This window comes from Trichodesmium erythraeum IMS101 (assembly GCF_000014265.1).
Lineage (GTDB): Bacteria > Cyanobacteriota > Cyanobacteriia > Cyanobacteriales > Microcoleaceae > Trichodesmium > Trichodesmium erythraeum.
Window position 1 is genome coordinate 5,687,116 of the sequence record NC_008312.1, and the last position, 25,032, is coordinate 5,712,147.

At 32.3% G+C, this 25,032-nt stretch carries 16 protein-coding genes, 1 tRNA gene and 1 pseudogene; 15 read left to right on the forward strand and 3 right to left on the reverse strand.

Annotation, left to right across the window (positions count from 1 at the left end):
* Positions 1-2: 2 nt before the first annotated feature.
* The 3 genes from TERY_RS17780 (at position 3) to TERY_RS17790 (ending at position 4,461) form a co-directional block, all read left to right on the forward strand.
* Positions 3-1,622, forward strand: a complete 1,620-nt coding sequence (locus TERY_RS17780) for a hypothetical protein (RefSeq protein ID WP_011613092.1) — start codon at positions 3-5, stop codon at positions 1,620-1,622.
* Between the two features lie 871 nt (positions 1,623-2,493).
* Positions 2,494-3,228 (forward strand): ATP-binding protein, encoded by a 735-nt coding sequence (locus TERY_RS17785; protein ID WP_011613093.1) that lies wholly within the window; start codon positions 2,494-2,496, stop codon positions 3,226-3,228.
* 18 nt (positions 3,229-3,246) lie between these two features.
* Positions 3,247-4,461, forward strand: coding sequence for a hypothetical protein (locus TERY_RS17790; RefSeq protein WP_011613094.1), 1,215 nt, complete (start codon positions 3,247-3,249; stop codon positions 4,459-4,461).
* Between the two features lie 890 nt (positions 4,462-5,351).
* Here the strand turns inward: TERY_RS17790 and TERY_RS31115 are convergent.
* A pseudogene (locus TERY_RS31115) lies at positions 5,352-6,370 on the reverse strand (transposase).
* 869 nt (positions 6,371-7,239) lie between these two features.
* Positions 7,240-7,320: transfer RNA gene (locus TERY_RS17805), tRNA-Leu, on the reverse strand.
* A gap of 281 nt (positions 7,321-7,601) precedes the next feature.
* Here TERY_RS17805 and accC point away from each other — a divergent pair.
* Positions 7,602-8,957, forward strand: coding sequence for an acetyl-CoA carboxylase biotin carboxylase subunit (gene accC / locus TERY_RS17810; protein ID WP_011613097.1), 1,356 nt, complete (start codon positions 7,602-7,604; stop codon positions 8,955-8,957).
* A gap of 508 nt (positions 8,958-9,465) precedes the next feature.
* Here the strand turns inward: accC and TERY_RS17815 are convergent.
* Complete coding sequence (locus TERY_RS17815) at positions 9,466-9,750, reverse strand: YggT family protein (RefSeq protein WP_011613098.1); 285 nt, start codon at positions 9,748-9,750, stop codon at positions 9,466-9,468.
* 428 nt (positions 9,751-10,178) lie between these two features.
* Here TERY_RS17815 and psbX point away from each other — a divergent pair, with 428 nt between their 5' ends.
* The 11 genes from psbX (at position 10,179) to TERY_RS17865 (ending at position 22,315) form a co-directional block, all read left to right on the forward strand.
* On the forward strand, positions 10,179-10,298 hold the full coding sequence (gene psbX, locus TERY_RS28615; RefSeq protein WP_071820701.1) for a photosystem II reaction center protein PsbX: 120 nt from the start codon (positions 10,179-10,181) through the stop codon (positions 10,296-10,298).
* 297 nt (positions 10,299-10,595) lie between these two features.
* Entirely contained in the window at positions 10,596-11,483 is an 888-nt protein-coding gene (locus TERY_RS17820) for a Ycf66 family protein (protein WP_011613099.1), read from the forward strand.
* Positions 11,484-12,292: 809 nt separating this feature from the next.
* Positions 12,293-13,477, forward strand: a complete 1,185-nt coding sequence (locus TERY_RS17825) for a trypsin-like peptidase domain-containing protein (RefSeq protein ID WP_011613100.1) — start codon at positions 12,293-12,295, stop codon at positions 13,475-13,477.
* 655 nt (positions 13,478-14,132) lie between these two features.
* The gene (locus tag TERY_RS17830; RefSeq protein WP_011613101.1) at positions 14,133-14,831 is read left to right on the forward strand and encodes a pre-peptidase C-terminal domain-containing protein; all 699 of its coding nucleotides are present in this window, start codon (positions 14,133-14,135) and stop codon (positions 14,829-14,831) included.
* Positions 14,832-15,395: 564 nt separating this feature from the next.
* Positions 15,396-15,740 (forward strand): CU044_2847 family protein, encoded by a 345-nt coding sequence (locus tag TERY_RS17835; protein WP_011613102.1) that lies wholly within the window; start codon positions 15,396-15,398, stop codon positions 15,738-15,740.
* A complete protein-coding gene (locus TERY_RS17840) occupies positions 15,737-16,660 on the forward strand; it encodes a trypsin-like peptidase domain-containing protein (RefSeq protein WP_011613103.1) in 924 nt (307 codons plus the stop codon). Before TERY_RS17835 ends, TERY_RS17840 begins: the two co-directional genes overlap by 4 nt.
* Before the next feature lie 29 nt (positions 16,661-16,689).
* Positions 16,690-16,926: a hypothetical protein gene (locus tag TERY_RS17845; RefSeq protein WP_011613104.1), complete on the forward strand. Its 237-nt coding sequence runs from the start codon at positions 16,690-16,692 to the stop codon at positions 16,924-16,926.
* Positions 16,927-17,492: 566 nt separating this feature from the next.
* On the forward strand, positions 17,493-18,578 hold the full coding sequence (locus TERY_RS17850; protein WP_011613105.1) for a hypothetical protein: 1,086 nt from the start codon (positions 17,493-17,495) through the stop codon (positions 18,576-18,578).
* 18 nt (positions 18,579-18,596) lie between these two features.
* Positions 18,597-19,592, forward strand: coding sequence for an AAA family ATPase (locus TERY_RS17855; RefSeq protein WP_011613106.1), 996 nt, complete (start codon positions 18,597-18,599; stop codon positions 19,590-19,592).
* A gap of 67 nt (positions 19,593-19,659) precedes the next feature.
* The gene (locus TERY_RS17860; RefSeq protein WP_011613107.1) at positions 19,660-20,724 is read left to right on the forward strand and encodes a hypothetical protein; all 1,065 of its coding nucleotides are present in this window, start codon (positions 19,660-19,662) and stop codon (positions 20,722-20,724) included.
* Positions 20,725-20,731: 7 nt separating this feature from the next.
* Entirely contained in the window at positions 20,732-22,315 is a 1,584-nt protein-coding gene (locus TERY_RS17865; protein ID WP_011613108.1) for an SUMF1/EgtB/PvdO family nonheme iron enzyme, read from the forward strand.
* Positions 22,316-25,032: the final 2,717 nt, after the last annotated feature.

Consider the following 25,032-nt stretch of genomic DNA (forward strand, 5'->3'; position numbering starts at 1 on the left):
AAATGAACAAAAAACAGGAATCATTCTTCTGGAAATCAATAAATAGCCAAGCATCAAAATTCAGAAAAAATCTCGGAAAAAAAGCAATAAATGTTAGGGATTCAATCAGGGATAATTATTGGGAAGCTTCTCAAAATAAAGCTTCAGAAATGGAAGAATTTATCAGCAATAAAGCATCAGATGTTAGCAAATATTTTAGAGAAACTGCTAAAGAATCTACTTTAGGGAAAAAGCAAATTAATTCAGAAGTCTCGGAAGAAACAGAAAATAATTTAGAACAAGAAGAAATATATCATATATTTGTTGCTTATCATATTGCTAGTCAGGGAGGTACTCAGAAAGTTACTCTTAAATCTGGTAAAAGCTATAATGTGAGAATTCGTTCTAATAGTACGGAAGGTTCTACTTTAAGATTACAAAAATGCGGTTTACAAGGTAATGATGCTTTCCTGGTTTTACATACTTTTTATAATCCCGAATTAAACCTAGACCGCCGGATGAATAGTTTAGTAATTCGTGCATCAATTTATGAAAGAAGTAAAACTAGATGTTTAGAAGCTTACAGCAGAATTAATTCTGGTTTACATACCTATGATTTGCCAGCACTAAATCTATTGGATTTTATTGTAGAATTATCAAATATAGATTCACTTATTGGTTTACGCTACAGAATTGCTAGTGAAAATTCTCGGTGGGTTGCCATTGATAAAGGTTTAGAACAAGTTTTATCTTATGGTAATTTAATGGAAGTTCAAAAGCAAAATTTAAAAGGTATTTATCTATATATTAAATCTGGAGAACCTCTACCTGATTTTGCTAATTTTAGACAATTAAATGCAATTATTTTAAATTCAGCGATCGCTTCGGAGTTAAAAAATAAATATTTATTAGCAAGTGCAACTTCTATGGCGATGAAAATAGATATATTAATTATCAATCTGATTTATAGTAATACGGAAATAGATCAGAGTAAATATCGTAAATATTTATCTATTTATCAACAACTTAGGGAAGAAGGAAAAGTAATAGATAATAAAATGATACAAAATTTAGATGGTGTAATTTTTAAATCAGAAATTCCTCGAATTTGTAAAATCGTATATCAGCTTTTAAGAGATAGATATTTTGAATCAAATTTGGAAAGAAATATCAATAATTTTAATGCAGCTTTTATGAAATTTAAGAAGGCAGAAAAGTTTGTTAAACAAGCAACAAATTCAGAAAAAACTACAAATAGCTTTGGTAATATTATTATTCAAACAGGTATGTTAATTCAGGAAGTTGATGATGCTGTAGTTAGTGGTGGTGTTGGAATATTAGCAGGAGTAAAAGTATTGAAAGGTGGAGAAGCTTTAATTGGTGCAGTAGGTTTAGTGGCGATCGCCTCGACTTTAGAAATGAGTATACAAGAGAAAATTAAATTAGGAATTACTGAGGAAGGTAATTTTTCTGGGGAAGTTGCTTATAGTGAAATGATGAATATTATTAATCAAGTTAGTTGGGTTATTGCTGATGGAGAAGAAAGCAAATTAGAGCAGGAAATTGATATTTTTAAGATATTTAAGGGAAATAAAAATAGAAAGCAAATTTTGAAGGACTTGGAAACTAAGTTGTATAGTTAGAATTCATAATATTTTATTGATGAAAAGTAAGCATTCAGCTCTTAGCAGTCAACTATCAGCAATTAACAATGAGCAATTACTGTTAATATGAAATACAAAAAATTGTACTAATATCCTAATATTTCTTTCTACCCATTTCCCCCAGAACCCTACCAATTTTTAGTGGCAAATATTAACGTATTTTATAGATAGCACTACCTGCTAACCTCAGAAGATTTTGAAATTACTCAACAAACTTTTTGAGATATTGAAAAAGTTATAAAGTATCCTAAAGTCTTGTTATATTGCCATAAACTTAAGGAAAATTAGTTGGGTAGTAAATTTTAATTTTATTTCAATTTCTCAGTTTTTTTTACCTCCTTTTTTAAGCAATAAGTGATAAGGCAGGTCTTCTGCAAGAGACTAGTTAATAGCTGATGGCTGAATACTTATGATTAAATTATCCAAACTTTATTTAATAGCTAAATAAATTCAGAGTGATTTTTTGATAATATGGGGTTTGGTTACTAAACCCCAAAGTTGAGTTTGATACAGCCTATTTCTTGTCAAGTATGGTCAAGTAATTTTAGTATATTTGCTCAACAAGAATGAAAACTTAGTTTTATACTTCAAAAACTATCTAACAACCTACTATCACCGTAACTTATAAACCCAGAATGCGCCCTTAAATATAATAATTAAAAATATACCAATTGCCTCAAGCATAGCTATATATTGTAAAATATAATTAAATCACATAATCTTATAAAATACAGCCATGTAGCCTAAATTTATAAAATTAGTCTTACACTCTATAGCTATAGTTTTTTGCTTCTATTTTATTTGTATTTCAAATTTTTCTATCTGAAAATATCGAACTAATTGAATTAATATGTCAGAATCAATAAAAGCACAATATCCTATTATTTCTTATAATCATATACTCTCAGAACTTTCTGTTAATAGTCAAGATCCATGTGAAGTTATTCGTGAGTTAATCTCTAATTCTTATGATGCTGAGGCTTCTCAAATTCAAATATACCCAATTACAACAGAAAGAGAAAAGGGATTTATATTTTTTGATGATGGCATTGGTTTAAATGAAACAGAAGAAACTAATGGCATTACTCCTTATCGTGCATTTTTTTCAATTGGAAAATCTACAAAAGTTCAAGGAGATTATATTGGCTATAAATGTCAAGGTTCTAAGCTTTGCTTTGCATCTAAAAAAATTACTATTATTACGAAATGTTCAGGTGAACCCTCGTGGCGATATATATCAATAGATAATCCACAAAAAAATATTAATGAGTCATTTAATATTTCTTCTCAGCATAGTGATCAACCTTGGAGTATTCTAAGCAAACTTTTTCCTATACTAAAAAGTTCAACAAAAAACATACTAGAAAAATTAGATAAAGATTTTTTTGACCGTAATTTTAAGAGTCAAGGAACAATGATTATTTTGGAAGGACTACACATTGCAAACTTTAATAAATTTTATTCTACAGATGAGTATGCACGAGACGACTGGTCTTATTTAAAACATTATATCCGCTTCAACACAAGACACGGTGATATGAGAATACTTAGACCTGATAAAACAGGTTTTCCCCAAAGAAAATAAGCTTTATTTAAAGGAAGTATGGGATACAATGATCAATGCAAACTGTTTCTATGGTCTAATACAAAAAAGGAATATACATTAAAAGAAATTGAATCGGGATATCCTTATTTACAAAAACCAAATGACAATGAAGAAATAAAAATAAGCACTCCTGCTAAAGTATCAAGCCTTGAGAATGGTAATTTTTCAGGGCGTTATTGTTCTACTTTTAAGTATCAAGAAACAATCTATTGTATCACTTTAGCAATAGATGGAAATAGAAGAGCATTAAATAATTATAAAGAGCTAGGTAGACAAGGGAAAGATAATAGCAAGTCCGGAATTAGATTAGTAGATCAAAGAGGAACATTCATTTCATCTGAAGGTGTGAAAATTTGTTCTTACAATAAAATTTTTGAGCATTTATTATTAGAAAAATATTCCATTCTTGCAGAGAATAAAGTTCAACGCCATTATATTTTGATCATCAACGGTAGTTTTAACGTAGTCACAAATAGAAATTCTTTAACTGATACTTCTAAACAAATTTTAGAAGACCCTCCATTTATAGAAAAAATCAAAAATTTTTTAGATGAAGCTGAACGAAACGTTGTTGTTTTTCGTGAATTGATTGAAAGATTAAAGAAAGAAAATCAAGAGAAAAAATTCGAAAAATATACTGAGAGGTTAAAAAAACTTAAAGAAAGTATTCAATATAGACCAAGGTTTAAAGTTAATAACATAGAACAATTAAAAGATAAATGGATTATAGCACCAGAACACGGAGAAGAGCATTGGGTAGGAGCATTATATACAATGTTTTCTCATTTAGTTACTGTTAACTCGCCTTGTCAAAAATTATGGGTACGCCCAAGAACTTTTTGTGGTAATGGTCTTGATAGCATAGCTGTTCCTTTAGAAGAAAATAGTTTAAAAGAAACGGTTCATGAAGGACTAGAATATAAGTATACTTTTTCCGCTACTGATCAATATAACCATCCTTTTATTCAGACTAATTGGATCGTTTGTTGGGATATGTCTATGCCAGAAAAAGGAGCAAAAATTGAGGATGCTTATGAATATTTTGGATATGTTTCTTTTGAGAATGAAGAATTAACTAACATTGGCTATGAAATTGTTGATATTGAACGTCTAAAAGGTGAGAGTCATTCTTCCCCGATTAAAGTAATTAGCTTAAAGAAATTACTAAATGAGACATTTGATTGTAAATGGACTACTCCACCCACCAAATAAATATCTTTTAATATTTAGGGCTATGGTTTTTTTGTAGGGTAATTGTTAATATTGACTTAATTAGGGTTGTCTGATGAAATCTAAAAGTATTGACACATATAAACGTTCAAGCATTTTTTTTACCTTTAAAAAATACTTGTTTTTTAATCTTTAAAGCTCATGTATAGCAGTGCCCTCTGGTGTATTTACACATTATTTCTTTGACACCTTTTCTAGACTGGGCTTTGATCTATAATTTATAAATACCTCAGAGAGCAGCGCTATATGTTATGATTCCTATATAGCAAATATATCTAATTTGCTGATTTGCCGATTACTATATATAGTGTTTTTCAAATTAAATACACACTATCTGTGGAAAATATATTGTCAACCATTACAATTTTTGCAATAAATTCTAGCTTATTGACAATTCCCATGGTTGATTGTAATTGATGGGTTAGCTCTGACCATGAAATAAAAATCAAAGTACAAATATATCTAACCCACTTTCCGCACTTCAACTTGTAACATTAAAAATAGTATAAAACCCGTAGCTTGCTACTAAATCGTTAATTCTTATTGGCCACTATGATTTTTTTCTTAATACCTGAATTCCCACTTTGAGGGATATCATCAAGGAGATTGAATGCATGAGTTTTGAATTATATTTATGCTACATTTTGTATTAAAAAATGTAGGGCACAAGCAGTCTCCTAGACCTTAAAAAGACCTTTTCCCCTAAACCCTAATTAGTATATATCTTAAACTATAGCGCTATAGTTTTTTTCTCTTCACATCAACAGGACTTACGCAGAGAAACTATATATAGCGTATATTAAATAGAGCGATCGCTAAAAAAATCATAGCCATCCCCCAGCTTTTATTCATTAAAAACAATCCATAAAAACTTAAACAACTGTCATTTTAATTGTCGGATATTTGAGTTCAGAGACTAGATATTTAGATGATAATTGATGTTTTAGTTGATCAATAGTTTTTCCCAAATTATTGGCAATTTTTTTCAAATTATTCCATACCAACATAGCACAAGCAATGTGATTTTTTTGAATTTTTCCCCGACGACATTGACAAAATTCAAGTCCTGTTAACTGTTTAATTTCTCTGTGGAATTCCTCAATTTTCCACCTAGTTTGAATCTCAAACTCAACATCATCTGTACTTTGACAACTAAGGTCATTAGTAGCAATATATTCTGCTGAAGTTTGTGGAAACACTACCCCAGAATAATTTAACTTTTTTATCTCTAGGAAAACCTTTTATTTTAATAATCTTTCCTGATGTTAATTCCCACTCATTCCATTTTAATTCTTCCAGTTTTTGATACTTTTTTACACCCCCACTATCGTCTACTAAACCATTGCTTTTTAAAGGGCAATAGTAAATTTTACCTAAATTATCTATTAAAGCCATTAGTCTTTGGGTTGCATACCAGCTATCCATTAATACTGTTTTGACTGGTATTTTCTGATTTTCCACCATATCAACCAACCTCAACTTCTACATTATCTATTTTACTCTTTTCATCATTTTCTGGATTATAAATACGATAATCTATTATCCAGAATCGCTCTATTTTAGGATGAAAATATAAGCAATTAACTATTCCTATCCCACTCACTACCCCATGTTCATTTCCACTGTACTGACGGCGGACAAGTTCAATTTTTAGGGAATATTTTTTATTAATAACTGTATCATCAGGCCTTTAAATAACCATCTTCAGAATTGACAATTTCTTTCCTGACATTTTGCCACAAAATTTCTGAACCTAAATCAACACTTTTCAAATAACGATTAATTTGATCGTGGCTAATTTTTTCCACCTTGGATCGGCAAGATTTGTTAGAGTATAATTTTTATGACTACTTATTAAATACTGAAAATATTTGATATAATCAAAGTTCATATTAAAGGTATTACAAGTAATTTATATAATATTAATCAAGCATACCAAATAATTTGGGCTCAAGCAAATTTTTAAGGTTTTTGTATTTTGCTGTTCAAGCGATCGCTAAATAGATAAATCTTTAAGGGTAAACACTATATATAGTGTCTTTGCGTAAGTCCTGATCAAAAACAATTAACCCTCAAACCCCAAAATACCCAGAGACCATTTAGTTCGCCTATGAGTATTTTAGGAAAGCGGATGGCGAGAGTCGAAACTTTTGAATTATATTTATGCTACATTTTGTATTAAAAAATGTAAGACATAAGCACTCTCCTACTCCTTAAAAAGACCTTTTCCCCTAAACCCTAATTAGTATATATCTTAAACTATAGCGCTATAGTTTTTTTTCTCTTCACATCAAAAAAAATTAACCCTCAAACCCCAAAATACCCAGAGACCATTTAGTTCGCCTATGAGTATTTTAGGAAAGCGGATGGCGAGAGTCGAAACTTTTGAATTATATTTATGCTACATTTTGTATTAAAAAATGTAAGACATAAGCACTCTCCTATTCCTTAAAAAGACCTTTTCCCCTAAACCCTAATTAGTATATATTTGAAACTATAGCGCTATCCTACTCCTTTAAACCCTAATTAGTATATATTTGAAACTATAGCGCTATCCTACTCCTTTAAACCCTAATTAGTATATATTTGAAACTATAGCGCTATCCTACTCCTTAAAAAGACCTTTTCCCCTAAACCCTAATTAGTATATATTTAAAACTATAGCGCTATAGTTTTTTTTCTCTTCACATCAAAAACAATTAACCCTCAAACCCCAAAATACCCAGAGACCATTTAGTTCACCTCTGAGTATTTTAAGAATGCGGATGGCGAGACTCGAACTCGCAAGGCAAAGCCACACGTCCCTCAAACGTGCGCGTATACCAATTCCGCCACATCCGCTTTAGTTAGTTAGGATTTGTCAACTAAACCTCTATGTAATTAGAAATATATTAGCTAACAATATATAACGATAACATAAAATTCTGGAATGTTTACAAGAAATTTTCCCAAATATTTTTCAGATAGCAGTCCTCAGAATACTAAATAAATTCTCCACACTCCCAAATTGAGTCATAGTAAGAATATACAGTACACCCAACTTCTGAGTCAAACAAAAACATCTTTCCAGATTACCCAAAATACTCTATGCTAACTAAAATAATTGAGTGAAAAGCACGAAAATGCGTTTCTCTAAAATTCTAATAGCCAACCGAGGTGAAATAGCTCTGCGTATTCTGCGCACCTGCGAAGAAATAGGCATAGCTACCATTGCAGTCCACTCAACCATAGACTGCCATGCCCTCCATGTGCAACTAGCAGACGAAGCAGTTTGCATTGGTGAACCTACTAGCAGCAAAAGCTACCTCAACATACCCAATATTATCTCGGCAGCTCTGACTCGCGACGCCACTGCCATTCATCCAGGGTATGGCTTTCTGGCAGAAAATGCTCGATTTGCAGAAATCTGTGCTGACCATGATATTACCTTTATTGGTCCATCTCCAGCAGGAATTAGGGCCATGGGGGACAAATCTACAGCCAAAGAAACCATGCAAAAAGCTGGAGTTCCTACAGTTCCAGGAAGCGATGGTCTTCTGACAGATGAAAATGAAGCAGTGGCGATCGCCGAAAAAATTGGCTTTCCCCTAATTATCAAAGCCACAGCTGGAGGAGGAGGACGAGGGATGAGACTGGTTCGCCATCCTAATGATCTGTCCAAATTATTCCAAGCAGCCCAAGGAGAAGCAGAAGCAGCCTTTGGCAACCCAGGAGTTTACATGGAGAAATTCATTGAACGCCCACGTCACATTGAATTTCAAATATTGGCCGATAGTTACGGAAATGTGATTCATTTGGGAGAAAGAGACTGCTCAATTCAACGTCGCCATCAAAAATTACTAGAAGAGGCTCCCTCTCCAGCATTAGATCCTAAACTCCGGCAAAAAATGGGGGAAGCTGCGGTCAAGGCAGCCAAGTCTATCAACTATCTTGGTGCTGGTACTGTAGAATTTCTTCTAGACCAGTCAGGTAAATTCTACTTTATGGAAATGAATACCAGAATTCAAGTAGAACATCCAGTCACAGAAGCAATTACAGGACTTGATTTAATTGCCGAACAAATTAGAATTGCCCAAGGAGAAAAATTACAGTTAACCCAAAAACAGGTCAAGTTTAATGGTCATGCTATAGAATGTCGCATTAATGCCGAAGACCCAGAACACAATTTTCGCCCCCATCCAGGTCGTATTAGTGGATATCTACCACCAGGAGGCCCTGGAGTCAGGATGGACTCTCATGTTTATACAGATTACGAGATTCCACCCTACTATGATTCTTTGATTGGTAAATTAATAGTTTGGGGGCACAACCGTCCCACTGCTATCCAGAGAATGAAACGTGCTTTAAGGGAATGTGCTGTTACGGGAGTTCCAACTACCATAGGTTTTCATCAAAGAATTTTAGAAACTCCTGAATTTGTTGATGGGGAAGTCTATACCAATTTTGTTGAAAATATTATGAACCAAGACCCAAAATAATTCCCAAATAATTGCTTGGAGTTGTCTTAAATGAGCTACTCAAATAAGTAGGTATTATATTGCCTTTCCATAAAGGCATTAAGATATTTTCAGGGAGATAAACTTTGATAGAGCTACTTTTATTCACCCATACTATAAGTGCTAAAAATTTTTAATAATGCAGAGTAAAACGTGTCTTAAATTGGGGGTATGTCGCAATGCCTATTGTGAAAACCTGTAGATGCTTTTAAGTATTTAGATCGCCTTGGTGCCTTGGTGCTTAAATAATTTTAATTATAAGGCCCAGCGGTTAGGCAACTTATCAGGAATTCTCTTGCTTAGTAGGTTGCTTCTACACTACAGTAGTTACTCTTACTATCTGAATTTTACTGCAATTAGTTAAGCTTGATAAGTATAGCCATATCAATATATATAAAGTTATATCAATAAAATTTCAGGAAATCAGTAATAGTTAAATAGCTCCTTCATAATTTCCGCAACGTTGAAAATAACTTTACTGTTCTTTTCGCTACAGCATGATTTTCAATAAACCTTGCTGACCTAAAAGCATCTCTCGCAGCAAGCTAAAAATAGCTACCCAAATAATTGGGCTAATATCTACCCCTCCCAAAGGGGGTACAATTTTTCTTGTGGGAGCTAAGAATGGTTCCGTAGGTAAAAATATCAAATTAAATGGAAATTGATTAATATTTACTTGAGGATACCATGTCAGAACAATTCGGAAAATAAATAAGAAAGTCATCAACCCTAGGGTAATGCTCAGAGTCCAATTAACTAATGTCATATAGTCCATAAAGCTAGAAATTAACTTTTGTAAAGAAAACTAATATTATTGTATTGCAAATTATTAAGCCATAACAATATAGCCAGGACTTACGAATGTCTTACAAAAAAACAAATTTATGCCCCTAATTGTGTTTTTTCCCTCTCGCTAAATTTCCTTAAGTAACCCAGTTTTTAGGATTTTAGCTGTATCGGTCCTACTAGCCTATCCATCACAACGAAGTTATAGAAGTAGTAAATTAAGCTAATATGCATTTAATTCTTATGTTTTTTTGTGTTCCTAGTTAATCGGCCAACGTTTATGACTTCTGATTTTTAAATCATGACAAAAGTCATAATTATAGATAATAGTAGATACTAGGGAAAAATTTTAAGTAAATGATAAATTAATATAGAGAAATAAGAGAAATCAATTTTTGTAACTAAGGGTAATAATTTATGACTCCTTCTTTATTAAACTTCGTCTTCAGTCTGTTGGCAGGAATTTTAATTGTAGTTATTCCAGCTACAGTTTTTTTGATCTTCGTCAGTCAAAAGGACAAAGTTAGCCGTTCTTAGGCTCCAAATATTTTTTTTTATAATTCAAAGGTTGATTATACAGTAATGTAGAAGACTTTCTTCTTTCAAATTAGCCTGCTCTTTATTTGAAACCTCAGCTAAAGTAGAGGGAAGACAGTAATAAAATTGTCAAATCCCAACAAACTGAGGTTTTTCTTTGTTAAGTTGAGAATGTATGATCAAACAAAGATTAAGTGTAATTTATATATAAGAAAACCTTAAAGCCCTAATAACTGCTCTGTTGGTAGAAATTGTCGACTTTAAAAGTTAACTTAATGACTGGTTAGGAGATTTATAATGGTAAATTTAGGATTTGGATTTCAGACTCTCATGGGAGTTATTTTGGCCTTAGCTGGAGCTGGCCTCTACTTTATGCGTGCATGGCGTCCGAAGTTAGCAAGAGATCATGATATTTTCTTTGCGGCAATTGGTCTATTATCTGGAGGTATTTTAATATTTCAAGGCTGGCGACTAGACCCAATTTTAGCTTTTGGTCAGTTCTTATTAACCGGTTCTACTATGTTCTTTGCAGCAGAAGCCATAAGTTTAAGGGGACTAACAACTAAGCAAGCGAAAGAACGCACATCTCCTATAGTAGATGAAGAACGCTCAGTTAGTCCTTTTTATAGCTATGGAGAAACAGGGTTTGATGAACTAGAGCCATTAGAAGAATATCCGCCCAAACGTCGCATTAGAGGCGCGCGAGATGATGGCTATTCTCGATCAGATTATTATGAAGATGACTACCGCCGTCGTCCGACTCGCAGAAGCAATTACGATCAACCAGGAGAACCAAAACCAAAATTACGCAAGCGTAGTACTCGTTCTGAAGATTATTCTAGATCATATCAAGATTGGGAAACTTCTGTAGATCCAGAAAATAGAGGACCTCGTTATGATAGTCGAGAGAACTTTCGTGATGACAATGGGCAGGAAAATATATCTTCTCCTTATAGAAGTCGAGATAGCTGGGAAACTTCAACTTATGAAGAAAAAGTATCCCGTAACCGTAGTGGTCAGTCTACGCCCATAGCAAGTTATTCAGAAGAAAAAACTCCTAGAACCAGAAAAATTCGTCCTCCAGAAGCATCATCTACTAGTAGAGAAGCGAACCCTACAAATTATGTAGAGTATACTCCCATGGACTATACTGATAATGATGTTGATGGTTCTACAAACTCTTAATAATAGTAGGAATAAGGCTAGGGTAGTTATAGCTATTAATGACAAAACTTTGTATAAGGGATATCTTAGGAAAACTTTAGCTCACTTTTGATGAAGTGTACCTTATTTTCATTGGCATTTCACTAGGGAAGTCAAAAGAAAAGTTTTTAGTTTCCTTATTCCTTGTATTGAAAAGCTAGCTTAATAGGAAGTTTTATTACTTAGATTGAGAATGACAAATGCTCAGAAATATAACTGAGTCATTTAGATTTAAATTATGATTTAGTTAAAGCTAACTAAAGATACCTTCTACATCCATAATAGTTATAATTCCAATTTTTCTAATCACTAAAACTATTTATATTTTATGAATTCCGTAAATCCTTATTTATTGAGATAAAAGAACTATTAGAAGGTAAATGACAGCAGAGTAAATATTGAAAATTATGTAGTTTGGGCATCTTTATCCCGTAGCTGTAATTTATAACAACAGAAAATGCTGTAATATATAGTTGATAGCAAGAAAAAATTTAATATAACTGGAAGAAAAATTGTATTTATTACTAACATCAGCCGCGATAAATTTTTGCTATAAATATTTAGTGCTGATTAGGAGTTAGGTATCAAACATTTGGAATTGCTGAGCTAAAGTTAGAAGGAATAGAATCGTAAATTCAAGCATTTTTTCTTTTTATGTTGATTATCTATTTTTACTCAAAGTAAAGATTAAAAGAAAATTATTTGATGGCTCAAGCTTGTTTGTCATATTATTTTTTAACCCTTAGTATAACAAAACAATTAGTTGTTTAAATTAGATTCCACTAGGAACAATGAAGGTCAAATTTTTGCAAAAAGCTACATCAAGAATATTAGCACTAGGGATAGGAGTAAGTGTAAATTTCACTAACTTTTCTGTTGTCAATGCTCAAATAAGAGCAGATAAAACTATAAAAATTCGGTACAAAAACCAAATAGAATCAATATTTGTTCAGAGTATAGAAGAACAAACTAATATTCGTGTTTATCAACAAACAAATCAAGCAGTAGTCTCCATAGATACAGATAAAGCAAACGGTAGTGGTACGATTATTTCCCGCGATGGAATGGTACTAACTAATGCTCATGTCGTGTCCCAAGGTGGTATTGTAAAAATCACTTTAGCAGATGGAAGAAAAGTTGAAGCAGATGTCATAGGTTTTGGTGAAAAAGGTTTAGACTTAGCAGTTCTAAAAATTAGAGGAGAAACAAATCTTCCTACCATTAGGATAGCTAGCTCTGGTGATATAAAAGTAGGTCAGCGAGCTTTTGCTATAGGTAATCCTTTTGGTAGATTTCAAGGTACTCTTACTGTAGGAATAGTTAGTCGTATAGATGAAGAAAGAGGTTTGATTCAAACAGATGCAGCTATTAATCCTGGTAACTCTGGGGGACCATTGTTAAATAGTGCTGGAGAACTCATCGGTGTTAATACTGCTATACTTACTCCTAGTCAATTAGGGGGTAATATTGGTATTGGCTTTGCTATATCTATAGATAAAGTCCCAGAGTTGCTCAAGGCAGTTCGAGAAAGACGAGCACCTTTAGTCGCTCAACATTCAAGAAGTAGGATGTTTGATGAGGACTTTGCTAAAAAATTAGACTTTGATGCTTTAATTGAAGTTCAAGGCAATTTAGATGGAGAATCTAATGTATTACCTGTAGATAATAGTTACTATGATCTTTATGCTTTTAAAGGTAGAGCAGGTCAAAAAATTTCTATTGATATGAGTAGTAATCAAATAGATTCTTACTTGATTTTATTAAACTCAGAAGATCAAGAATTAGCTCAAGATGATGATAGTGGGGAAGACAAAAATGCTAGGATTATAATTATATTACCAAAGGATGGAACTTATAAGTTATTAGCAAATTCTTATGAAGCAGGAGAGTCAGGAAAGTATGAGTTGAAAATTGAAGCAATTTCACCTAAAATGAGAATTTTATTTGAGCAAGAAAAGAGTAACTTTTATAGATAAATTGGATGATTTTTTCTCGAATACTTATTTATTAGGAAGAGAATATAACATTCAGAGAATAGAGTGGAGGTTGATTACTGATACCCAGTATCTCCATTGATGATTTTTTTTCAAGTTATAGCTATTGTTAAATAAATGATTGCGGGATAAGAAGATTATACTTTTAGTTTTAGATTTTATCTCAACTAAAAATATAATATATAGAAAAAATTTAATATATAATATATAGAAAAAAAATTTATAATTAACTAAGTTACGATAAATTTTTTCATAATTTGATTTTTAATAAGACTTAGGTAAGCATCTAAAATTATACACAAGAAGTATATGTTAAGGTTGTTCCCTCTACTAGATAAAGTGATGGATATGTATCCCACTTTTATTCATATTTAAACATTGATTTTAAACTCTGTTCTACTGATGAAGACAGTGTACCTATTGTGTAATTATCTTCATTGAATAACTTAATTTATGTTGAATGTTATTTTTTCCAGCTTATAATTACTAGGCTTATGTATAGGAATATTTTTAATAATTGTTATACATACTAACTAAAATCTTCAATAATGTTTTTTAGTTAATAATTATTTGTGGTTATTTCCTACTATGCTAGTAGACTAGTTGGATAATTTAATTAATATATTTGAGGTGATTAATGCATCAAACAAAATTTTGGGCGATCGCTCCTTTTGGTCTACTAACTATTTTGGGAAAACCTTTACTTTCCCCCGCACTTCCAATTCATCAGGCCGTTGTTAATTTTAGCTATGTAGATGAAAGTTCAACGAAGTCTGAAATTTTTGCCCAGGATACTTCATTTCCCAAAGTGACTCCATCACCAGAAATGACTCCGACTTTAGAGGACAGTCCATCACCAGAAATGACTCCGACTTTAGAGGACAGTCCATCACCAGAAATGACTCCGACTTTAGAGGACAGTCCATCACCAGAAATGACTCCGACTTTAGAAGACAGTCCATCACCAGAAATGATCCCTCCCACCCAAGAACCAGAAATAATCTTACAGCAACCAGGAATGCTTAGTGATGATGATTTAGTACTTCCATCTGATGAAAGTGTTTACGATGAACATACTTTTGAAGGGACAGAAGGTCAGGTAGTAACTGTAACTGTAGAAAGTCCTGATTTTGATACTTACTTAGCAGTTTTTAGTCCTGATACTAAACTACTGGGAGAACATGATGATATTAGTAAGAAAAATACAAACTCTCAACTAACAATTACTTTACCTATGACAGGTAAATACCGTGTAATAGTTAACTCTTACGATAAAACAGGTAGAGGTGAGTATAATTTACAAGTAATTCAATCAGGGCAAACATCAGATTTTTGAAGTTCTTCCCAAAGAAGCGTATTATTTACTGAATATTTTTGGCGTTGCTGAAGACAAGGGCTGAAAATAAGATTTGCTCTTCAAGCACTTTTTCCCTGCCAAGATCATGTTCTGTTGAATACACATAATAAAAGTTTTGTGTACACAAGTGTTGCTAAATTTATTCTGGGATAAGCTTTGTGGTGATTTATCATAATTAGATCTCTCGGAAAATTAATCTCAAATTTTTAAATTTACTAGGCTAAAACTTAGTTTACCCAGAGATCTATTTAATTCTGGTCAATGATAAGCACTTAGGTGAGAGCGATCGCGATGATCTAAAAACATCCTTACTCTAAAAGTAGTACGATCATATTTTTTTTTTCAACAACATTTTCACCAAATATTATTTTATCCTATTTGCTCTCTTTGTGCAACAAAGCTTTTGACTTGGTAAATTGAATTAGTAACTTGCTTGCTTTACAAGGCGATCACTACAGCTTTAAGTACGCTTTTGGTTAAACATTAGATTTTCATCATCTCACCAAAACTATTGAAAATAAAACCATAAGGATATATCAAACAATGGATAATGATTTAAATATTCAGGTTGTACCTGTAGAGTTAGAGAATGGCAATGTAGTAAGAGTTGAAGCTACTGTTCTTAATGCATCAGGAGATACTTCTGATCAAGAAATTGAATCAGATGTGGCAGCTAATATCAGACCGCTCAAAGAAGTAACTGATACAGTAAAGGAAATTGCTGCAACTGTGAAAGCTTCCATAGATCAAGTTAAACCAACTAAAGCTTCTGTTGAATTTGGCTTAGAATTTGGTTATGAGTCAGGAAAGCTAACAGCTATGATCGTGAAAGGAACGGCAAAAGCAAATCTAAAAATTACTCTACATTGGGAAAATATTTCAAAATGAGGAATAGTATAGATGCCGGACGCTTGTACGAGTTATTTCGTAGTTGCATAGTACGAATTAAAACCTCAAAGAGTTTTGGTACAGGCTTTTGGGTCACTCCTGGACATATTCTTACCTGTGTTCATGTTATTGAGGGGAATGATCACGATAGTATTGAAATTGTCTGGAAGCAAAATAATTATCAGTGTACAGAGATTAATATTTTTCAAGATGCTGACCTGGCTTTACTTAAGGTTGAAATAGAAAGTCATCCTTGTGTGTTTTTGGATGAAGACGCTTTACCAGGAGATGAGCTCTATAGTTATGGTTATCCTGAGCAAAAGCGAGATGGGGCTTCAATTACAATGATTTGTGAAGGGCCTACAGATAATAAGAGGTTTTTGACGGTTAAGGATGAGAATGTTAGACCTGGGTTTAGTGGCGCTCCTTTATTTAATCAAAGAACGTTCATGGTTTGTGGTGTGCTCAAGAGTGAACGTAAGTTTCCTGTTAATGGTAATGTACTACGGGCTTTGGGTGGACAAGCAATTCCAACTGCGAGAATTTTTGATAAGTGGCCTAATTTAAAAATATCTAATCAGGAGTTCCATCAAAAGTATCAAAGTTGGAGAAAAGAACTGGAAGTAACTAAACAGCAAGAACAAAATTCACCACAATATTCGGCACAATATTCTATAAATAGTTCTTCTGAAAATCCGAGAATTCAATCTTTAAAAAATCAGAAACAAAGAATAGAGTCTCAGATAGCTGAACTAGAAAAACTAAGTCATTTATGTAATCAAGATATAAAGGCAGAAACTAATTTGGCTAAAAGAAATCAGCTTCATACACAAATGGATAATTATTCGACAGAAATTAACGAGTTATATGACAAGGTTCAGCAAATTATAGCTCAAATTAATAAGTTTCAAAATACTTAGTTTATACAAGTAATTAAAAAGTTATTTAAATGTCAGATATTCAGAAATTAAAAAGTTTAGAAAATCGGCAACAAAGAATAGAGTCTCAGATAGCTGAACTAGAAAAACTAAGTCATTTATGTAATCAAGATATAAAGGCAGAAACTAATTTGGCTAAAAGAAATCAGCTTCATACACAAATGGATAATTATTCGACAGAAATTAACGAGTTATATGACAAGGTTCAGCAAATTATAGCTCAAATTAATAAGTTTCAAAATACTTAGTTTATACAAGTAATTAAAAAGTTATTTAAATGTCAGATAGTCAGAAATTAAAAAGTTTAGAAAATCGGCAACAAAGAATAGAGTTTTAAATAGCTGAACCAGAAAAATTAAGTAATTTATCTAATCAAGACATAAAGGCAGAAAGTAATTTGGTTAAAAGAACTCAGCTTCATACACAAATGGATAATTATTCGACAAAAATTAATGAATTATATGATAAATTTCAGCAAATTATAGCTCAAATTAATAAGTTTCAAAATACTTAGTTTATACAAGTAATTAAAAAGTTATTTAAATGTCAGATAGTCAGAAATTAAAAAGTTTGGAAAATCGGCAACAAAGAATAGAGTTTTAAATAGCATAGCTGAACCAGAAAAATTAAGTAATTTATCTAATCAAGACATAAAGGCAGAAAGTAATTTGGTTAAAAGAACTCAGCTTCATACACAAATGGATAATTATTCGACAAAAATTAATGAATTATATGATAAATTTCAGCAAATTATAGCTCAAATTAATAAGTTTCAAAATACTTAGTTTATACAAGTAATTAAAAAGTTATCTAAATGTCATATATTCAGAAATTAAAAAGTTTGGAAAATCAGAAACAAAGAATAGAGTCTCAAATAGCTGGACTAGAACAACTAAGCAATAAATGTAATCAAGAGATAAAGGCAGAAACTAGTTTAGCTCAAAGAACTCAGCTTAATACACAAATGGATAACTATTCGACAGAAATTAATGAACTATATAACAAACTTGATCATATTGAAAATGAAATTGAAAATCTCAAGTTAAAGGAGAAAAGTTTGAGTTCAAACGATTATTTAGACAACCCTAAAAATCAGCAATTATTAAAATTTGAGCAATACTTGTATGATATCGATTTTGAAAAAGCTTTAAAAACTTTTCAAAGAATTACATCTCAGTTTAATAAGGAGGGAGATGTAGCTTTGTTTTTCATAGAAAAATGTTTGACTAATCGAGGAGATTTATGTTTAAAAAGACTAAAAGATGACTTATTTTCAGAGACTTATAATATTCACAGGCAACATTTTCGTCCCTGTTTTGTCACATATACTTTAGGAAATTTAGAAGGAGTAATACAAGGAATAGCTAAATTTTTTGACGTTAAAAAAGAAGAAATGACTGTAGAATTAGTTATCAATAAAATAGGTAATTCTTTACAAAATAATTCGGTTTTGTTTATAGAAATTAATTGTGATATTAGTCAGCCTAGTGACATAGATCCATTAATACCTTGGTTTATTAATGTTTTTTGGAAACCTTTGAGAGAAAAAGTAAACGAAGTAGCTAAGGATTATGAAGGTATTAAAGTTGTAGCTGTAATAACTTCTAATCTATTACTTAATTCCAGATTTTCAAACTCAGAATTATCCTCCTACTATAATCGCAAAAGTAGAATTTTTTCTAGAGATAAATTAGTCAAAATACCTTTAGAAAAATGGAAAAAAGAAGATATTAAAAAATGGTTGACTAAATATGGTAATCCTCGTTTAAAAAACACAGATAAAGATACTATAGCTGAAAAAATTTATAATGCAACTGACAAAGGAAGACCTACAGATGTTTGCCTAGCTTTACAACAAAAACAATGGCAAAACTTAATATATTCAAACCCTACCTATTAAACAATTATAAGTTCAAAGATGAATTACCATTTTGAAAATAATCCTAAAAATCGTCCTTCTAAACCTCATTCTGATTCACCTAAAAAAGTTGAACCCTACATTGCGCCAGATGAGTTAATTGATGCAGTAAACTTAGCAATTTTTCTGCGCCGTCCTCTCTTATTAGAAGGAGAAGCAGGCTGTGGAAAAACTCGATTACCACTCGCAGTTGCTTATGAATTAGGATTACCTTTTTATCGTTGGAATATTCGTTCAACTGCTAAAGCACAAGAAGGTTTATATGAATATGATGCTATCCTCAGACTCCATGATGTTCAAACTCAAAAATTAGAAATAAAAAATAATAATCAAGACAAAGATAAAACTTATAGAAATCCTAGTAACCCTGAAAATTATCGAACTTTTGGAGCAATTGGTAATGCTTTTCTTTCAAATTGCCCGGCAATAGTTTTAATTGATGAAATAGATAAAGCTGACGTAGATTTTCCTAATGATTTACTAACAGTTTTAGATGAACCTTGGGAATTTAAAATTAGAGAAACTGGAGAAACAATTACCGCTAAAACTAATTGTCAGCCAATTGTAATTATTACTAGTAATAAAGAAAAAGGAAACTTACCAGCTCCTTTTCTACGTCGTTGTATTTATTATTATCTGAAATTTCCAGATGACCCTAAACAACTTCAAAAAATTGTTGATATTCACTATCAATATAAACCAGACTCAGAAATTCTCAAAAAAATTAATTCCTCAAATAATGAATTAGTACAACAAGCTGCTCAACTATTTATTAAAATTAGAGAAAATAAAGGCTTATTTAAAATTCCAGGTACAAGTGAATTTTTAGATTGGTTATATGCACTTTGTAGTTGTCAGACAAAACAAAATCCTCAGCTTCCTTATCCTCTTGAGAAATTAAAAGAAGGAGAATTAATTCCTTATCGAGAATTAATTTTTAAAATTCGTCAAGATTGGCAAAAAAATACCACTTTTCCTCAAACTAGTGATTTATAAAATATCTCAAACTTCAACTTATTTGAACTACATTTTATTCACTTAAGCACAAAACTTTCAACCACTCATGTTTGAACCTAACTCTTATTTAACAACTCTTTTTTATCATTTGCGTCAAGCAGGTTTTAATCTGAGTATTAAAGAATACTTTTCGGTAAAAGATGCAATTAAAGGAGGTTGGGGAACAAAAAATCAAGAAGACTTAAAAAAACTCCTACGCTTACTATGGTGTAACTCTTGGGAGCAACAACAGCATTTATCCCTAATATTTGATAGGATTTTTGAATCTGAAAAAACTCAAGAAACAACACCAAACCCCTCCACAAAAAATCAAAAAAATTTAAATTATGAACAACTTGAATCAGACTCATCAACTCCTATTTCTCCTACTACAAAATTTCAATCTTCTTCAACAGAAATAACTAAACCAACCACTGAAAAACTATCCCCACTACCTATCACTAATATTCAACCAATACGAGAACATGAAAACGACGCCGAATTTTATACTTATTATCCCATTTCTCGCCGTTTTATGGTTTATAGTTGGCGATATTTACGTCGCCCCATTGCTGACGGACTTAGAGATGTTTTAGATATTAAAATGACTGTTGAACAAGCTACAAAACAAGGATTTTTCTTACAACCAGTCTACCGTCGACGAGAAAAAAATCATGCTCATTTACTAATTTTCGTAGATCAAGAAGGTTCCATGACTCCCTTTCATCATTTCAGTCAAGACTTAGTAGAAACAGCTAAATATGAAAGCTCTATAGAAACAGTAGACGTTGCTTATTTTCATAACTTACCAGCAAAATATATTTATCAAGATCCTTTTTTGACTGATAAAATTTCCTTAGAAACTGTCTTAAATAAATGTGATAGTGAAACTAGAATTTTAATCATTAGTGATGCAGGTGCTGCTAGGGGGTATCGTCAGCGAACAAGAGTTTCAGGCACAACTGAAGTAATATGGGAAATTCAACAGCATACTAACTTAGTAGCATGGCTTAACCCAGTTCCAAAAATGCGTTGGAATAACACTACAGCTAGTATTATCTCTCATTTAATACCTATGTTTCCTATGGATCAAGAAGGTTTAAGACAAGCTATTTTGACTTTACAAAGATAATATAGAAATGACAGAAATAACAGATAAAATTATCGCTCAGAATAAAGTAGAACAATTTGTAAGTCGTTTTGAAGATTCCTATTTCTTATTAGCTTCCCATGTCGCTTTACCTCTAGTATTAACTCCAGAATTAGTCAATTATCTCAGAATTGAATTTCTCAAAAGTGAAAAAGTTCCTTGGATTTCTGAAGCTGATTTATTGTTATCTAATTTGTGTCGTCCAGTTGGTTATGAACTTTATGTAATGGATGAAGGAGTAAGAATTTATTTACTCCAAAAATTAGCAGAAAACCCAAAGTTTGGTCAGAAAAGAATTAAAGAAATTGCCCGTTTATTACTGAGCTATATTAAATATTTAGCTAAAACTAATCATTTTATTGGAGACAAAGAACTACAACTTCAGACATGGGGTGCAATGTTGTATTTAGATACAGAGAAAACTGTCAAGGAAATAGCTTTTGCTATCTCTCAATGTATAGATAAAGCAGAGTTAGCTCGTTTACTAAAAATTACCCAAGATTTTAAACAACAAATAGCTTCATCAGGACAATTTCAAGACTTTTTAGACTATGCTCAACTTTGTAATGAATTACTTAGAGAACCTGAAAAAGTAACCCTAGAAAAAATAACACATTCATACCAGGTCGCAAAGCTTGAATTAACTATACCAAAAATAGTTTTATCAAAAGAATTAGATCTAGGGGAATTATTTTATTTTGAAGTTGTAAAAGTTGATAATTTTGGCAATATTATTGAGCGTAGTCAGGAAAGCGCTAGGCAGAAAATAGAATATTTGGGTAATGAAATTAAATTGGAAATGGTTTATATTCCTGGGGGTACTTTTACCATGGGTTCTCCTAAAAGTGAAGTGGATAGCAGAGATAATGAACGGCCCCAACATCAGGTAACTGTTCCTTCCTTTTTTATGGGCAAATATCCAGTAACTCAAGGACAGTGGAAAGCGATCGCCTCTCGAACAGAATTAAAAGTAGAACGAGACCTAGACCCAGAGCCATCATATTTTAAAGAACCATACGAAAGTATAGATAGATGGCAGAGACCAGTGGAGCTGGTTAGTTGGAACCAAGCAGTAGAATTTTGTCAAAGACTATCAAAACTAACAGGAAGAAAGTACAGGTTACCCAGTGAAGCCGAATGGGAATATGCTTGTCGTGCAGGAACGAGTACACCATTCTACTTTGGAGAAACCATAACATCTGAGTTAGCTAACTATGATGGCAACCATACTTACGGCAAAGGGCCAAAAGGAGAAAATAGAGAGCAAACAACTCCTGTAGGTAAATTTCCACCAAATGCTTTTGGTTTATATGATATGCACGGAAACGTTGATGAATGGTGTGCTGACGACTGGTATGATAATTATGTAGGAGCTCCTACAGATGGAAGTGCTAGGATTAATAGTAATAAAAATAGTAATACTAATAGTACAAAAGTATTTCGTGGCGGCTCCTGGATCTACTATCCTTGGTGGTGTCGCTCTGCGCTCCGCGGCAACTTTAACTCGGACGAGGCGGACAGCATCTCTTTTGGTTTTCGTCTTGTGAGTTTCCCCCCCAGGACTTTTGAATAGCCCTTTGCCCTCTTGCCCTCTTGCCCTATTTAGTCTCGCCTTTGGCGAGCCGAATTTTTTTGAGAAATTATCAAATGGCCACCAAATCAATAGATTTAATAGATATAACAATAGAAAAAAGCTCAGAACACTAAATTATGCAAAATTTTGTTTAAAAGCCGAAATTAATGACTTAAACTGTGCTTCGACTGGTATCATAAATATGAAGCTTAGGCTCAAAAACCTAAAATTTAGGGCAGGAAGAAAATTCCCAGAAAATTTATCCTCTTATCCCGTAATTAAATAAAGACACCCAGGTTTAAACCCGTAGTCAAAGTCTGGAATGCTAGTGTCTACTTGCAAAAAATAGTAGTATTATTTTTAGGTTGAATTTCCTTAAGTTCAAGTTTTTTGTTTTACCTTAGCAAGCATATTAATTTATACAACTAGATAATAGTGTTGCTTCTCAGGAAAATTTCTGAATACTTGATTATCTCTTACTAACGAATTTTTGTTGAATAAAAAGTCATGTATATAGGCAAGTTTCTCCATCTAATCTTATAATATCACAAAAAAAAATCTGAGAAGGGGAGGAAAGATTTTGCGCCGCGTCGCTTTTTCGGAGCTCCAGAAAATGAAATAAAAGTTGGCGATTTTCTACTGAGGAAGAATAAATGGAAAAATTCGACTATGGGAAAAAAATAGAGGGGTGCTTCACAGAATGAGTTAAATAAATTAGTCTTACTTTTGGGAAAATTATTAAATGCTTGATTCTATTTTCCTAAAAAAAAGAGTTGAATAAAAAGTCATGTATATAGGCAAGTTTCTCCATCTAATCTTATAATATCACAAAAAAAATCTGAGAAGGGGAGGAAAGATTTTGCGCCGCGCCTCTTTTTCGGAGCTTCAGAAAATGAAAAAAAAAGTTGTTGATTTTCTACTGAGGAAGAATAAATGGAAAAGTTCGGCGGTGGGAAAGAATATTGGAGTGCTTCACAGAATGAGTTAAATGAATTAGTCTTGCTTTTGGGAAAATTATTAAATCCTTGATTGTATTTTCCTGAAAAAAAAGAGCTGAATAAAAAGTCATGTATATAGGCAAGCTTCTCCATCTAATCTTATAATATCACAAAAAAAATCTGAGAAGGGGAGAAAAATTTCTGCGCCGCGCCGTTTTTTCGGAGCCCCAGAAGATGAAATAAAAGTTGGCGATTTTCTACTAAGGAAGAATAAATGGAAAATTTCCGCGATGGGAAAGAATATTGGAGTGCTTCAGAACATGAGCTAAATGAGTTAAATGAATTAGCCTTGCTTTTGGGAAAATTATTAAATCCTTGATTGTATTTTCCTGAAAAAAAAGAGTTGAATAAAAAGTCATGTATATAGGCAAGCTTTTCCATCTAATCTTATAATATCACAAAAAAAATCTGAGAAGGGGAGAAAAATTTCTGCGCCGCGCCGCTTTTTTGGAGCCTCAGAAGATGAAATAAAAGTTGGTGATTTTCTACTAAGGAAGAATAAATGGAAAAATTCGGCGATGGGAAAGAATATTGGAGTGCTTCAGAACATGAGCTAAATGAGTTAAATGAATTAGCCTTGCTTTTGGGAAAATTATTAAATGCTTGATTGTATTTTCCTGAAAAAAAAGAGTTGAATAAAAAGTCATATATATAGGCAAGCTTCTCCATCTAATCTTATAATATCACAAAAAAAATCTGAGAAGGGGAGAAAAATTTCTGCGCCGCGCCTCTTTTTCGGAGCTCCATAAGATGAAATAAAAGTTGGTGATTTTCCGCTGAGGAAGAATAAATGGAAAAATTCGGCGAAGGGAAAGAATAGCGGAGTGCTTTACAGGATGAGTTAAATGATCTGAATGAGCTAAATAAATTAGTCTTGCTTTTGGGAAAATTATTAAATCCTTGATTGTATTTTCCTAAAAAAAAAGAGTTGAATAAAAAGTCATATATATAGGCAGGCTTCTCCATCTAATAAGATCACAAAAAAAATCTGAGAAGGGGAGGAAAGATTTTGCGCCGCGCCGCTTTTTCGGAGCCTCAGAAGATGAAATAAAAGTTGGTGATTTTCTACTAAGGAAGAATAAATGGAAAAATTCGGCGATGGGAAAGAATATTGGAGTGCTTCAGAACATGAGCTAAATGATCTAAATGAATTAGCCTTGCTTTTGGGAAAATTATTAAATGCTTGATTGTATTTTCCTAAAAAAAAAGAGTTGAATAAAAAGTCATATATATAGGCAAGTTTCTCCATCTAATCTTATAATATCACAAAAAAAATCTGAGAAGGGGAGAAAAATTTCTGCGCCGCGCCTCTTTTTCGGAGCTCCAGAAAATGAAAAAAAAGTTGGTGATTTTCTACTAAAGAAGAATAAATGGAAAATTTCGGCGATGGGAAAGGATATTGGAGTGCTTCACAAAATGAGTTAAATGAATTAGTCTTGCTTTTGGGAAAATTATTAAATGCTTGATTATATTTTCCTAAAAAAAAGAGTTGAATAAAAAGTCATACATATAGGCAAGGTTCCACATCTAATCTTATAGTATCACAAAAAAATCTGAGGAGGGGAGGGAAAATTTTGCGTCGCGTCGCTTTTTCAGAGCTCCAGAAAATGAAGCCAAAATGGTGATCTCCTCTGAGGAAGAATATGTGAGAGAGAATAGCGGAGTGCTTCACAGGATAAGCCAAATGAATTAGTCTTGCTTTTGGGAAAACTATTAAAT

Coding starts and splice junctions, on each gene's coding strand:
- TERY_RS17780 (WP_011613092.1), top strand. CDS start 3: ATGAACAAAAAACAGGAATCATTCTTCTGGAAATCAATAAATAGCCAA.
- TERY_RS17785 (WP_011613093.1), top strand. CDS start 2,494: ATGTCAGAATCAATAAAAGCACAATATCCTATTATTTCTTATAATCAT.
- TERY_RS17790 (WP_011613094.1), top strand. CDS start 3,247: ATGGGATACAATGATCAATGCAAACTGTTTCTATGGTCTAATACAAAA.
- accC (WP_011613097.1), top strand. CDS start 7,602: ATGCGTTTCTCTAAAATTCTAATAGCCAACCGAGGTGAAATAGCTCTG.
- TERY_RS17815 (WP_011613098.1), bottom strand. CDS start 9,750: ATGGACTATATGACATTAGTTAATTGGACTCTGAGCATTACCCTAGGG.
- psbX (WP_071820701.1), top strand. CDS start 10,179: ATGACTCCTTCTTTATTAAACTTCGTCTTCAGTCTGTTGGCAGGAATT.
- TERY_RS17820 (WP_011613099.1), top strand. CDS start 10,596: ATGGTAAATTTAGGATTTGGATTTCAGACTCTCATGGGAGTTATTTTG.
- TERY_RS17825 (WP_011613100.1), top strand. CDS start 12,293: ATGAAGGTCAAATTTTTGCAAAAAGCTACATCAAGAATATTAGCACTA.
- TERY_RS17830 (WP_011613101.1), top strand. CDS start 14,133: ATGCATCAAACAAAATTTTGGGCGATCGCTCCTTTTGGTCTACTAACT.
- TERY_RS17835 (WP_011613102.1), top strand. CDS start 15,396: ATGGATAATGATTTAAATATTCAGGTTGTACCTGTAGAGTTAGAGAAT.
- TERY_RS17840 (WP_011613103.1), top strand. CDS start 15,737: ATGAGGAATAGTATAGATGCCGGACGCTTGTACGAGTTATTTCGTAGT.
- TERY_RS17845 (WP_011613104.1), top strand. CDS start 16,690: ATGTCAGATATTCAGAAATTAAAAAGTTTAGAAAATCGGCAACAAAGA.
- TERY_RS17850 (WP_011613105.1), top strand. CDS start 17,493: ATGTCATATATTCAGAAATTAAAAAGTTTGGAAAATCAGAAACAAAGA.
- TERY_RS17855 (WP_011613106.1), top strand. CDS start 18,597: ATGAATTACCATTTTGAAAATAATCCTAAAAATCGTCCTTCTAAACCT.
- TERY_RS17860 (WP_011613107.1), top strand. CDS start 19,660: ATGTTTGAACCTAACTCTTATTTAACAACTCTTTTTTATCATTTGCGT.
- TERY_RS17865 (WP_011613108.1), top strand. CDS start 20,732: ATGACAGAAATAACAGATAAAATTATCGCTCAGAATAAAGTAGAACAA.